Source organism: Photobacterium sp. WH77, from assembly GCF_022014395.1.
GTDB classification, from domain to species: Bacteria; Pseudomonadota; Gammaproteobacteria; order Enterobacterales; family Vibrionaceae; genus Photobacterium; species Photobacterium arenosum.
This window is the reverse complement of record NZ_JAKLTE010000001.1, coordinates 166,259-179,475: the sequence shown is the minus strand read 5'-3', so window position 1 is coordinate 179,475 and position 13,217 is coordinate 166,259. Positions and strand designations below refer to the sequence as shown.

Annotated in this window: 10 protein-coding genes; 8 read left to right on the top strand and 2 right to left on the bottom strand. The window is 53.8% G+C overall.

Annotation, left to right across the window (positions count from 1 at the left end; all coding sequences use genetic code 11):
• Positions 1 to 11 precede the first annotated feature (11 nt).
• From L6J37_RS00800 to L6J37_RS00790, 3 genes are read left to right on the top strand one after another with little or no spacing between them, the layout of a single operon-like run.
• Entirely contained in the window at positions 12 to 428 is a 417-nt protein-coding gene (locus L6J37_RS00800) for a VOC family protein (protein ID WP_192015517.1), read from the top strand.
• A gap of 24 nt (positions 429 to 452) precedes the next feature.
• Positions 453 to 1,442 carry a questin oxidase family protein gene (locus tag L6J37_RS00795; protein WP_192015516.1) on the top strand — a complete coding sequence of 330 codons (990 nt, stop codon included), beginning with the start codon at positions 453 to 455 and terminating at the stop codon, positions 1,440 to 1,442.
• An 11-nt stretch (positions 1,443 to 1,453) separates the two neighbouring features.
• Positions 1,454 to 2,047, top strand: a complete 594-nt coding sequence (locus L6J37_RS00790) for a flavodoxin family protein (protein WP_218383438.1) — start codon at positions 1,454 to 1,456, stop codon at positions 2,045 to 2,047.
• 53 nt (positions 2,048 to 2,100) lie between these two features.
• Here L6J37_RS00790 and tyrS read toward each other — a convergent pair whose 3' ends face one another.
• Entirely contained in the window at positions 2,101 to 3,288 is a 1,188-nt protein-coding gene (tyrS, locus tag L6J37_RS00785) for a tyrosine--tRNA ligase (RefSeq protein ID WP_218383440.1), read from the bottom strand.
• 138 nt (positions 3,289 to 3,426) lie between these two features.
• On the opposite strand from tyrS, the gene L6J37_RS00780 reads away from it, so the two are divergent.
• The gene (locus L6J37_RS00780; RefSeq protein ID WP_237793800.1) at positions 3,427 to 4,755 is read left to right on the top strand and encodes a peptidoglycan DD-metalloendopeptidase family protein; all 1,329 of its coding nucleotides are present in this window, start codon (positions 3,427 to 3,429) and stop codon (positions 4,753 to 4,755) included.
• Between the two features lie 78 nt (positions 4,756 to 4,833).
• Here the strand turns inward: L6J37_RS00780 and erpA are convergent, their stop codons facing one another.
• On the bottom strand, positions 4,834 to 5,175 hold the full coding sequence (gene erpA / locus L6J37_RS00775) for an iron-sulfur cluster insertion protein ErpA (RefSeq protein WP_027253150.1): 342 nt from the start codon (positions 5,173 to 5,175) through the stop codon (positions 4,834 to 4,836).
• A 195-nt stretch (positions 5,176 to 5,370) separates the two neighbouring features.
• On the opposite strand from erpA, the gene hemL reads away from it, so the two are divergent.
• The 4 genes from hemL (at position 5,371) to L6J37_RS00755 (ending at position 12,844) form a co-directional block, all read left to right on the top strand.
• A complete protein-coding gene (gene hemL, locus L6J37_RS00770; RefSeq protein WP_237793799.1) occupies positions 5,371 to 6,666 on the top strand; it encodes a glutamate-1-semialdehyde 2,1-aminomutase in 1,296 nt (431 codons plus the stop codon).
• 236 nt (positions 6,667 to 6,902) lie between these two features.
• Entirely contained in the window at positions 6,903 to 7,985 is a 1,083-nt protein-coding gene (locus tag L6J37_RS00765; protein ID WP_237793798.1) for an AI-2E family transporter, read from the top strand.
• 95 nt (positions 7,986 to 8,080) lie between these two features.
• Positions 8,081 to 9,121 (top strand): 16S rRNA (guanine(1207)-N(2))-methyltransferase RsmC, encoded by a 1,041-nt coding sequence (rsmC, locus tag L6J37_RS00760; protein WP_237793797.1) that lies wholly within the window; start codon positions 8,081 to 8,083, stop codon positions 9,119 to 9,121.
• 285 nt (positions 9,122 to 9,406) lie between these two features.
• On the top strand, positions 9,407 to 12,844 hold the full coding sequence (locus L6J37_RS00755; RefSeq protein WP_237794025.1) for a hybrid sensor histidine kinase/response regulator: 3,438 nt from the start codon (positions 9,407 to 9,409) through the stop codon (positions 12,842 to 12,844).
• The last annotated feature ends 373 nt before the right edge of the window (positions 12,845 to 13,217 follow it).

Sequence of the window (13,217 nt, the reverse complement as noted above, 5' to 3'; positions counted from 1 at the left end):
CAGGAGGTCATATGGTGCCCTACGTTGAACACGCCAATGTCACAGTCCGTGATCTGGACAACACGATTCGCTTTCTGCAAACCGCGATCCCGGAATTTGCAGTTCGTCACCAGGGGCAACAACCCACACATCGCTGGTGTCATATCGGCACAGAAAACACGTATCTGGCGTTGCAGGAAGTGGTGGCTCGCGATCAGATCGATCGCACGCCTTATCAGGATCTGGGGATCAACCATATCGGTCTGGTGGTTGATGATGTTGTACAGGTACGTGAGCGCCTGCTCAGCGCGGGGTATCGGGAAAATGACATGGAAACCCGTCACCCATGGCGCCAGCGGATCTACTTTTATGACAGGGACGGTATTGAATGGGAATTCACCCAGTATCTGAGTGACGATCCATTGCTGCGCAATGATTATTCCCTCTAACCCCTCAGGACAGGAGATCTTAAAATGTATGCGCCCATTCACGCCGAATGTCTGGCTTTGATTGACAATGGATTGCAATTTGACCCCATCTACGGGCCTGAGTTGTCGAATCATTTACCCATGGCATTGGTCGCTCTGGCACGTTGCGGTGCCAGCCCATTACAGCTACAGCATTTTTATCAGAAATACACGCCGCAATTGCAGCCAATCCGGCAGGGGAACCCGACACAGGAAACAGCACCAGAGCTGGGTATTCGCGACAGTTTCGCAGCTTTTTACCGGCAATTTCGCCAGCACATCGCGGCACAGGGTGTCGTTTCCGTCCTGCACGAATGGCTCCCCGTCCTGCTGCCCGGCCTTGCCACCAGCGCGTTTCACGGTTTGATTCGCCTCAGTTATGCGGTAGAAACGGGCGAATCCGATGAAATTGCCGTTTCGCTTGCCTACTGGGCCAGTGAGTATCAGGCTTTAGGTGAACTACATTTCACCGAGCAGTATCAGGCTGAGACTCAACTCGAGCAGGCGTGCGAGGCTTTCAGGCACTATGCGTTTCAACCCGGCATCATTGTTGATCGCGTTAATGAAGTGGTTCATCACGCAGCCTATCAGTCCATCGCCGCCGTTCCTGATGATCTCACAGAATCGGATATTGCCCGCCTCACTATTCGCGCATATCTGGCGAGCAACGACTTTACCCTGCTGCACGGGGTCACCGGGTTTGATGCCTTGCTGCAACTCATGCCTTTCCTGCCGGATCGCCGGCTGGCACTGGCCTACTACTGGCAGGGGTATGTCGCGGCTTTCTGCTCCACGCAGGATCGTCCGTTCCCGAATCAGCCGCAGCCAAGCAGCATTGAGCCGGACTGGGTTGCCTGGTTCAGCACAGTCGCCACCCTGTCGGACGACCACAGTATCAAACTGACCTACAGCTGCAGCCGCCTGTATCAGACTTTTCAGTTCAACGAATATCTGTCGGCCATTCAAATGCGCTTAGCCGCCCACGAAGAACTATGAAGGAACACCGCATGAAAACAATTGCACTGGTTTACTATTCCGGCTCTGGCGCAACCCATCAAATGGCCGAGGCGATTGCGCAGGGTGCCAAAACCCAGCCCGGCACTCAGGTGATGCGCTACCGCATTGTCGGTGAAGATATTCAGAACGGCCGCTTCAGCGACCCGGATCTGTTTGCCAGCCTGCAGCAGGCCGATGCCATTCTCTTTGGCAGTCCGACCTATATGGGCGGCCCCGCCGCTCAGTTCAAAGCGTTTGCCGATGCCAGCAGCGACAGCTGGAGCGGGCAAGGCTGGCGTAACAAGCTGGCTGCCGGGTTTACCGTCGGCGGCAGTCTGGGCGGCGAGCAGGACAGTACCCTGAATTACCTCTTCGTACTGGCAATGCAGCATGGCATGTTGTGGGTCGGTATGGATATGCCCTATGGCTATGACGACAAACGGATCAATCCTATGGGCCGCCAGCTGGGTGCCAGTGGTCACACCCCAACCGGACAGCTCAGTGACGCCGACGTGAAAACCGCGGCCCATCTGGGCCAGCGGGTGGCGGCACTCCTGCAAACCCAGCCGGTAGTGACCGGTGCGCCTGTGCCGTCTCTGGCCTGACAGAGACAAAAAAGGCGCCGTAATGGCGCCTTCTCTCATGCTATGACAAGCTGTTATTTCAGGGTAATACGGGCAAACTTGCGCTTACCGACCTGATACACAGCCGTACCGGCACTTAGCTCAAGCTTGGTATCATCCACTTTTTCGCCGTCGATTTTCACCGCGCCCTGGCGGATCATCCGCAGTGCGTCAGAGGTTGAATTGACCAGATCGGCATCTTTCAGCAGGTTAGCGATTGCCACGCCGGCAGAAAATTCGAACTCAGGCATTTCATCCGGCATCGCCCCTTTCTGGAAACGGTTGATGAAATCCTGCTCTGCCGCATCGGCATCCGCTTCAGAGTGGAAGCGGGCAATGATTTCCTTCGCCAGCAGAATTTTCACATCGCGCGGGTTACGGCCGTTCGCCATTTCCTGCTTGAGCTGCTCAATCTCTTCCAGCGGACGGAAGGACAGCAGTTCATAGTAGTTCCACATCAGCTCATCAGAAATCGACATGATTTTGCCGAACATCTCAGTCGGGGCATCGGCCACACCAATGTAGTTATGGGCCGATTTGGACATTTTCTTCACGCCATCCAGGCCCACCAGCAGTGGCATAGTCAGCACCACCTGAGGCTTTTGACCTTCCGCTTTCTGCAGCTCACGGCCCATCAGCAGGTTGAACTTCTGATCCGTACCGCCCAGCTCCACATCGGTGTTCATTGCCACCGAGTCATAGCCCTGCAGCAACGGGTACATGAATTCGTGAATGGCAATCGGACGGCCTTCGTTATAGCGCTTTTTGAAGTCATCACGTTCCAGCATGCGAGCAACCGTCTGACTGGCCGCCAGGCGGATCATGCCTTCAGCGCCCAGCTCCGACAGCCAGGTGGAATTGAATTCAATTTTGGTTTTGGCCGGGTCGAGAATCTTGAAAACCTGCTCTTTATAGGTTTCGGCATTGCGCAGTACATCTTCACGGGTCAGGGGAGGACGTGTGGTGTTTTTACCGGTAGGATCACCCACCATGCCGGTGAAGTCGCCAATCAGGAAAGTGACCTCATGGCCCAGCTCCTGGAAGGTACGCAGTTTATTGAGGATGACAGTGTGGCCCAGATGAATGTCCGGCGCTGTCGGATCCGCCCCCAGTTTAATTCGCAGAGGACGATTTTCCTTCAGTTTGGCAATCAACTCTTCTTCCGGGATCAGTTCGTCGACCCCGCGCTTAATTTCCGCTAACGCATGCTCAATGCTGGCCATTCCTGTTCACTCCCACAAAATTGGCATAAATATGATAAAGGGCAATATTACTTGAATAGCGATGTTTTTTGAAACCAGTTAGACTTAGCCTTGTCTTATTTTTCTCTTATGCGCAAAAAACATCAAAATAATTATCAAATGCTAATATCAAAATTTTCCCGTTTGCCAAGGATACATCAGATTCTCATCACTATTATCAGTGCGGTGACTGTACTGCTGATCCTGCTGCCGGGCGCAGAGGAGATGGAGAAGCCTGAACAAAAGTTTGAAATCGGCAAACTCTATCCGCTCGACATCAATGTCGACGGGCCTCAGCTGCAGGCAACCGGCGTCACACCGCCCTTATTACCGCCCCCGCTGAGCTGGACAGAGCATGTGATCAAGCCGGGTGAAAGCCTGGCGCTGGTGTTTGATAAAGTCGGCCTCAGCCCAGCCACACTCTATCGCCTGATCAATGCCGATGAGGGCACCAAATCCCTGATCACATTACGCCCCGGCGACAAGCTACGGTTCGGGCTCGATAACAAAAAAGATCTGATTCAGTTAATTCAGCCGATAAATGCCACAGAAACCCTCTATATCACACGCAAGGGCGACACTTTCCATTCCAGAACAGAAGTGAAGAAGGTCGATACTCAGCTCAATTTTGCCCAGGCGGTGATCACTTCCAGCTTCTGGAATGCCGCGGCGGATGCCGGTCTGACACCGAACCAGATCATGGAAATTGCCGGTATTTTTGGCTGGGATATCGACTTTGCTCTGGATATCCGCGAAGGCGATACCTTTTCAGTCTTGTTTGAAGAACGCTATGTCGAAGGCGAGCCCATAGGCCGTGGCAATATTCTTGCCGCCACCTTCTCCAACCTGGGTCAGACCTTCACTGCGGTCAGAAACAGCAGCGACGGCAAATATTACGATCCGGATGGCCGGGCGATGCAAAAAGCCTTCCTGCGCTCCCCGGTGAACTTCCGCTACGTCAGTTCAAACTTTAACCCGCGCCGTCTGCACCCGGTAACCGGCCAGGTGAAAGCGCACCGCGGCACCGATTACGTGGCCCCGGTGGGGACACCTATCTGGTCAGCCGGTGACGGTGTGGTGATGAAATCGGCCTACAATCAGTTCAACGGTAATTACGTCTTTATCCGCCACAGTTCCACCTATGTCACCAAATACCTGCACCTGAGCAAACGCCTGGTGAAAACCGGACAGCGGGTTAAACAGGGACAAACAATAGGTAAACTGGGCAGCAGTGGCCGGGTAACCGGGGCTCACCTGCACTATGAGTTTCTGGTCAACGGCGTACACAAGAACCCCAGAACAGTCTCTCTGCCTCAGTCAGACTCGCTGCAAGGTAAAGACAAAGCCGCCTTCAAGCAGCAAGCCAGTGAACGTTTGGCGCAGCTTACTCAGCTGCGACAATTACTGGCCACCAATAGCAATGCCAGTTTAATACCGTCCAGAAGCTGAGATTTGAGATAAAAATGGCAAACAAAAAAGCCGTCACCCAAGGTGACGGCTTTTTTTGGCGTCGCATGTAACGGCTCTTTACACGCTAAAGGATGCACCGCAGCCACAAGTGGTGGTGGCATTCGGGTTGCTCACAAAGAAACGGGAGCCTTCCAGTCCTTCGGTATAATCAACCGTACCGCCAATGAGATACTGCAGACTCATAGGGTCAACCACCAGGGTGACACCGCTGTTCTCTATGGTGGTATCGCCGTCATTCACTTTTTCGTCAAAGGTGAAACCATACTGGAAGCCACTGCAGCCACCGCCTGTGATATACACACGCAGTTTCAGCTCAGGGTTTTCCTCTTCCGCTATCAGCGCTTTCACCTTATTCGCTGCAACATCCGAAAAGTTCAGCGGGAAACTGGCATCGCTCATTAGCAACCTCTCAATTCATCTTCATGTTGGTCAACTGACCTTTGAGACGATTATCTAATACCTGACTGCTGCGTTCAAGTATTGACCACAAACGCGTCGTATAAGTGGGCGGATCAACAAAAATGCCCTCTCGCCATTGAATTCGCATTTACGTACAATAGCGCCCTTATCACCAAAGGATTACAGGAAATAACCATGAGCAAATCGGCTGAATTATTTGCCAAAGCACAACATACCATTCCTGGCGGGGTCAACTCTCCGGTCCGCGCATTTGCTGGCGTGGGCGGCGATCCGCTGTTTATTGAGCGTGCCGACGGTGCCTATATTTTTGATGCCGATGGCAGAGCTTACATCGACTATGTCGGCTCCTGGGGACCTATGATCCTTGGCCACAACCATGTTGCCATCCGTGATGCAGTGATCGATGCTGCCCGTCAGGGTCTGAGCTTCGGTGCGCCGACCGAGATGGAAATCACCATGGCAGAGCTGGTATCTCAGCTGGTGCCATCCATGGAAATGGTGCGCATGGTCAGCTCTGGCACCGAAGCCACCATGAGTGCCATTCGCCTGGCCCGTGGTTTCACCGGCCGCGACAAAATTATCAAATTCGAAGGCTGCTACCATGGCCATGCTGACTGCCTGCTGGTAAAAGCCGGTTCCGGCGCCCTGACCTTAGGCCAGCCAAGCTCGCCGGGTGTACCGGCAGATTTCGCCAAACACACACTGACTTGCACCTTCAACAGCCTGGAATCGGTGCGTGAAGCCTTTGCTGAACACCCGGAGCAAATTGCCTGCATCATAGTGGAGCCTGTGGCTGGCAACATGAACTGCATTCCACCTGTACCGGGCTTCCTGCAAGGGCTGCGCGAGATCTGTGACGAGTTCGGTGCCCTGCTGATCCTGGACGAAGTAATGACAGGTTTCCGCGTCGCTCACGGCGGCGCTCAGGCTTACTACGACGTTAAACCGGATCTGACGACTTTAGGTAAAATCATTGGCGGCGGTATGCCTGTCGGCGCGTTCGGCGGCCGACGCGAGGTCATGCAGTATATTGCACCGACCGGCCCTGTCTATCAGGCCGGTACGCTGTCGGGTAACCCGGTGGCCATGGCTGCAGGCTTTGCTTGCCTGACGATCCTGACCCAGGAAGGCAATGAAAGACGCCTGGCGCAAACCACCCAGCGTCTGGCCGAAGGTTTTCAGGCGCTGGCCGACAAATATGGCATCCCGCTGGTCACTAATCAGGTCGGTGCTATGTTTGGTTTCTTCTTTACCGATCAGCAAAATGTGCACAGCTACCAGGACGTTGCCCGCTGTGATGTGGAGAGATTCAAGCGTTTCTTCAACCTGATGCTGAAAAAAGGTGTGTATCTGGCGCCTTCAGCATTCGAAGCCTGCTTTACCTCGCTGGCACACGGCGAGAAAGAGATCGACGCCACCCTGGAAGCGGCAGAATACGCGTTTGCGACACTGGCACAAGAAGCCCGGTAAAACACGCGTCCTATTTCTGATTGCGCAAGGGCAGGAGAAATCCTGCCCTTTTCTTTGCACTACCCTTTACACATTCCTTGGCTCTTTCTGCAGCTTACCTTTTGTTACAGAATGAACATCTTTTTGTTCCGGACAGATGTCACTGAAATATCACAGAAATACTCACTGACGCCATTGCCAGCATCTCAACCGGATGCAATGATAAACAGATTGCAAATCTGCTGAAGGACAACCCTGTGCCAAAACCTTTTCAAGCCCAGTCGAGACACTGGATGCTCATGGCTGCGCTGGCAGTGGCCACCTATGCCAGTTACCGGTTGATTGAGCCATATCTCGGCCCAATCGTCATGGCCTTTATCATTTCCCTGCTTTTTTATCCGTTGCACGCCAGAATTGAAAAGCGCTTTGGCCGGCCAAATCGCTCTGCCATTTTATCCTGCACCATACTGACCTTTATCATAGTGATCCCTGTGCTGGTCGTCTTCGCCTCCATTGTTCAGCAAGGCTCCGCTTTTTCCAAAGACAGCTACGTCTGGCTGACCGAAGGCGGCCCCAAGGAAGTTCTGTCGCATCCTTACGCGCAAACTGTGCTGCATACCATCAATAAATGGTCTCCTTTTGAAAGCCTGGACGTGCACTCCATTGTTCAGAAGCTGGCGTCAGCGGCCTCTAAGCTGGGTACGCAACTGCTGAATATCAGTGCCAAATTGCTGGGTGATGCCACTAACTTTGTGCTCAGCTTTCTGCTGATGCTGTTTGTGCTCTTTTTTCTGTTACGTGACCACGACAAAATTGTGTCCACCCTGCGCCATGTATTGCCTTTATCGCGCAGCCAGGAAGATGCCTTACTGACTGAAGTCGAGCAAGTGGCAAAGTCTGCCGTCATGGGATCCTTCCTGACGGCGCTGGCACAAGGTGTCGCCGGCGGCTTTGCCATGTGGTTAGCCGGTTTCCCCGGACTATTCTGGGGATCTATGATGGCGTTTGCTTCCTTCATTCCAGTGTTCGGTACGGCACTGATCTGGTTACCGGCGTCCTTATATCTCCTGCTGATTGATCAATGGCAATGGGCGGTGTTTTTGATCGCCTGGGGCATTATAGTGGTTGGCTCTATCGACAATTTCGTTCGGCCACTGCTGATGCAGGGCAATTCAGGCATGAACACCTTGCTGATCTTCTTCTCTATTCTGGGCGGCTTACATCTGTTCGGCCTGATTGGGCTGATATACGGGCCGATCATTTTCGCGGTCACCCTAGTCTTGTTTAAACTGTATGAAACCGAGTTTAAAGACTTTCTCGACCAGCAGGATCATAGCTAGTCAACCGTCGGCAGCCGAATCAACGGCTGCCTTTCCATACGGCCGGAATTGTGGAACAATTCGCGCCCGGAATCAGAATCACCACAGAGGCTCTCATGTCTTCCAATGCGTCGACCTATAGTGCTGCCAGCCAGGTAGTTGCCCGTCAAATCGACTTTTTTACCGATCGCCATGTGCTGGTAGCCGGAGAACTGGACGATCTCTATCCGATAGAGCTGGCAGCAGTCGCCAGTAGTGTCCGGGTTTTCACCACCCACTATGGCCAGCATCTCAGCCTGAGCCGTTCGAGTAAGATCAGCAGCCATTTCGGCGCAGAGCTGTCAGCCGATGATGCACCAGGGGTCGACATGATCCTGCTCTACTGGCCGAAAGCCAAAGCCGAAGCCGACTATCTGCTGGCGATGCTGCTGGCGCATTGCGGACCGGAAACCGAGATCTGCATTGTGGGTGAAAACCGCAGTGGCGTGCGCAGTGCCGAAAAAATGTTTGCCCCGTACGGCCCGCTCAACAAATACGACACCGCACGCCGGTGCAGTTTTTACTGGGGACGCTGTCAGGATCAGGCACCAGAATTCAAGCTTGATGACTGGTTCCGCAATTACACCCTGACTATCGGTGAGCAAACGCTGACTATCCGTTCACTGCCGGGCGTATTCAGCCTGGGCGAATTTGATCAGGGATCCCGCCTTCTGGTTGACAATCTGCCGGATCTGTCCGGACGCGTGCTGGATTTTGGCTGCGGCGCCGGCGTCATAGGTGCGGTGATGAAAACCCGTTTTCCGGACATCACACTGGATCTGGCGGATATCAGCGCCCTGGCCATTGCCTCTGCCAGAGAGACTTTCCGCGTCAACCACCTGGAAGGGGGTTTTATTGCCACCGATGTTTATCATTCACTGCCGGAACAATACGACTTTCTCATCAGCAACCCGCCCTTCCATGCCGGTTTGAAAACCTTCTATGCTGCCACTGAGCAGTTTATCGAACAGTCTCCGGCTCACCTGAGTGCTGGCGGGGAGCTGTTGATAGTGGCCAACAATTTTCTGCAATATCCGCCTTTGCTGGAACGTTGCCTGGGGGGCTATGATATTCGCGCAAAAAACAATAAGTTCTCCATTTATCACGCAAAAAAATAAGTCTGTTTGCCTGCCGTCTTTTGTGATGGCAGGCAATGAAATCCCTGCATTTCGCGACAAAGTCCGTCAAATCCGTCAAAATTGTGTCATAGCACACGCTTCATCCATGACTTCCTTGATTGTAAAAAAAAACTCAGTATAAACGGTAACTCAGCTGCAAAAGCCCCCGCGTAAACTGCCCGTTCGCCGTCAAAACGGCTGGCTGCGTTTTGGCAAAAATGCCAGTGAGCGCTTTTGATAGCATCACAGACAGATTTGTATCAGCAGATCAAAGGTCAGCCGGACATGCAAAATACCACCCGTTTTAAACGTCTCCAGCATACTCTGATGCTGGCTTTCCTTTTGCTGAGCCTGATCCCGCTCACCCTGTCTTCTTTGTTTTTCCTGCATTCACACACCCGGGATCTGGCTGAACAGAGTACCAATCACCTGGCTTCATTGCGCGATAACAAACGCCAGCAGATCAGTGCCTTTTTTACCGCGAAAGAATCTGAAATACAGAGCTTTGTTCGCTCCGAACTGGCCAACGCCAGTGGCGGGCGTTTTTATGGCATAGTCGGCGCATTCCGCCAGTTAGGGGACATCAACCGCCTCAGCAAAGGCTCCACTAACGGCGAATATTTCAGTCGTACCCTGATCTCCCGGCCACCGTCCAGCGAAGTGGATAACACCTCCCCTGATTATATCGTTCAGGAAAGATACCGCCTGATCTACAAACGCTATCACTGGGCCTATGAGGAATATCTGAAACGCTCTGATTTCAGTGACCTTCTGCTGGTGGATCTTGATGGTAATGTGGTGTACACCTCTCGCAGCCCGGATTTGTTTGCAGCCCGTTTAGGGGCCGGCAGCGCGCAATACCCGGCACTCAGCCAGACTTACAGCACCATCAAAAACCTGACCGCTCAGTTCAGAGAGCGGCAATCTCGTAACAGCCAAAAAAACTTGGGTGATCGCGAGCCAGAGCAGATGCCTATCGCCTTTACCGATTTCGCCGCCGATGGCGAAAACAGAGAAGCGACCGCCTGGTTCGCCGCTCCTATCATTCAGCATGGCTACCTGCACAGTTACGCTTTCTTTAAACTGAGCAACCGCACCATTGCCGACGTCATGTCCAGCAGCAGTGAGGCTAATCAGTACGTCCAGACGCTGCTCATCGGGCAGGACCACAACCTGCGCTTGCCCAACGACGGTGACTTACCGGCAGAGCTGGCCAGTGCCGGTATTGATCATGCACTGGCAGGCCAGGCAGGCGTCGGCAGCTTACTGAATTTCAACAAGATTCCTGTGCTGAGTGCGTACGCCCCCATTGACGTGCTCGGCAACAAATGGGCCCTGGTAGTTGAACTGCCGGAGCAGGAAGCTTTCTCCCGCATCCACCAGTTAGAGGAATTTTTCCTTCTGGCCATTTTGGCTGCCGTCATACTGGTGACCATCACGGCGCACTGGCTGTCCAATTACATCACCGCCCCGCTGCTGCGTTTAACCTGGGCCGCCGAGCAAGTCTCAGCCGGCGATCTGGATCAAAAGATCACCTCGACCGATCGCCGTGATGAAATTGGCCGTCTGGCGATCAGCTTTGCCAGAATGCAACGCTCCATTCGCGAAAAAATCACCCTGATCCGCGAGCAAAATACCGAGCTGGAACACAATCTGGCCGTTATCCAGCAACAGAACGAAGAATTGCAGACCGCCGACAAGCTCAAAGACGAATTTCTTGCCACCACCTCCCATGAGCTGCGCACCCCGCTGCACGGTATGGTCGGCATCGCCGAAGCCATGCTGGCCGGGGCCAACGGACCGATCCAGCCTGATCAGCAACGCCAGCTGGACATGATCATCAGCAGTGGTCAGCGCCTGACCAAACTGGTCGACGATTTGCTCGACTACCACAAAATGCGCTATGGCGATCTCGATATCCAGCCCCACGCGGTCGATCTTGCGGCGGCCAACCGCTTAGTGCTTGAACTGTCGGCACATCTGCTGGATGGCAAGCCGGTGCGTATCATCAATCAGATCCCTGCGGATTTACCTCTGGTGATCGCTGACGAACAACGCCTGGAACAGATATTGTACAACCTGGTGGGCAACGCCATTAAGTACACCTCAGAGGGCAAAATTATTCTTTCCGCCACTGTGCTGGAAAGTCAGGTCCGCATTCAGGTAGTTGATACCGGTCAGGGCATACCTGCTGAGCAACTGGAACACATTTTTGAACCCCTGGTGCAGGCCAACACAGGCTCGGCGAACTACCACCAGGGGGCCGGGCTGGGACTGTCCATCAGCCGTCAGCTGATTGAGCTGATGGGCGGCAGCCTGTATGTCAGCAGCCAGCCAATGATAGGGACGACCTTCAGCTTCATCCTGCCACTGGCCACCAAAGAAGACATTGCCCGCAGCCAGCTCAGCACGCCGCAGCATGACCATTTTCAGGCTCCTCGCCAGGATGCCAACACGGTCAATATTGATGACTTGCCTGATAATCCTGATGGCGATCTCCTGCTGGTCGTCGACGATGAACCGGTGAACTTACAGGTCGTCACCAGCTTTTTACGCATTGCCGGCTATCGGGTGATCACAGCTGAAAACGGTCAGCAAGCCCTCAGTCTGATGGAAGCGCATCAACCGTCACTGGTCCTGCTTGATGTCATGATGCCGGGCATGAGCGGCTATGAAGTGTGTCAGCAATTACGTACCCGCTATAGTTTGACAGAACTGCCGATCATCATGCTGTCTGCATTAGGGCAAGTGCGGGACAGGGTAAAAGGCTTTGAATTCGGTGCCAACGACTACCTGACCAAACCCTTTAATAAAGACGAGCTGACCGCCCGGATCCGGGCCCACCTGCAAGCCGCCCAGACAGAAAGGCAGCGCACTGAAAATCAATGGCTGCAGCAGGAAATCCGCCACCGCGAACAGGTGCAGCTGGCCCTGCTTGATACCCAGACACGCCTGCTGGGTCTGCTGGAATCCACCAGCGAGGCCATCCTGTGCACCCGCGAAGATGGCCGCATCCGCTATGCTAACAATGCGGCCGGTCAGCTCTTTCAGCGCGCACCGGAGCAGCTGGAACGCTTGTCGATTCAGGATCTGCTGCTGACCCAACTGCCTGAAGATATTGAACAGAACCGCCATTACAGCGGTGAACTGAGCTATCGGATTCAGGATGGCAAGCAGACTCTGGCGACCGATCTTATCCAGTTGCCCGCCGAGTCCGGGCTCAGCCAGATGTTTATCTTTGACAGTCAGGGTCCCAGCTCAGTACAACGCATTGCGTTACTGGAAAATGCCGTCGATGTGCTCTCCGGTTTCGCGACAGATGGCGACAAGCACAGCCTGCAGCGTTTACGCGACATGGGTGGTGAGTTCAGCCAGTTGGCAGACCGGCTGGATCACTCTCAGCCGGATAAAGCCGATCAGTTGAGACAAATGCTGGTAGATGTAATGAAAGACTGCCTGCAGTTCTGGGAAGCCTCTACCGGAAAAACCAAGTTTGATCTGGCAGAAGAAAGTGGCTTGTGGCGCGTGTACCTCGACAGGAGCACACTGCAAACACGTACCCTGGACAAATATTTACAGCTGGAAACACTGCCGAAAACACCGCGCTGGCGCACCGTTCTCAACACACTGGATTTTGTGCTGGAACGCTGTGCCAAAGAGAGCCGGGACAGGGAAGCAATCCTTGAGATGCGCAATCGTCTTCAGCGTATGATCAGCCAGTAAATTCAGCCGTTTCATCCCGGACAATGGGGCAGCTCCCCCGTGTAAGATCGCCGCTGCTGGATGAATGACAGCCATCTATGGCCTTAAATAACCCTATTTGATTAGAGACTGGTTTGTGTCACTCTGCGGCCCGGACAGCAATTCCGTCGCCCTCCGTACGCCACGTCATCAGTCTCTCATCCGCCATCAGTTCCCCGCGTGCCATCAGCCTCCCGTGCGCTATCAGTTCGCCATACCATCAGCCTCCCATCCGCCATCAGCCGTTCAGCCACGCGCGCATCCTGTGCGTTTTTCAGGTCGCGGCTCATGCTACAGTCCTCGCCTCTAAATCGCCCGTCAGTGAATTCACGTGACGAAAAATAAGCTTAGTTTT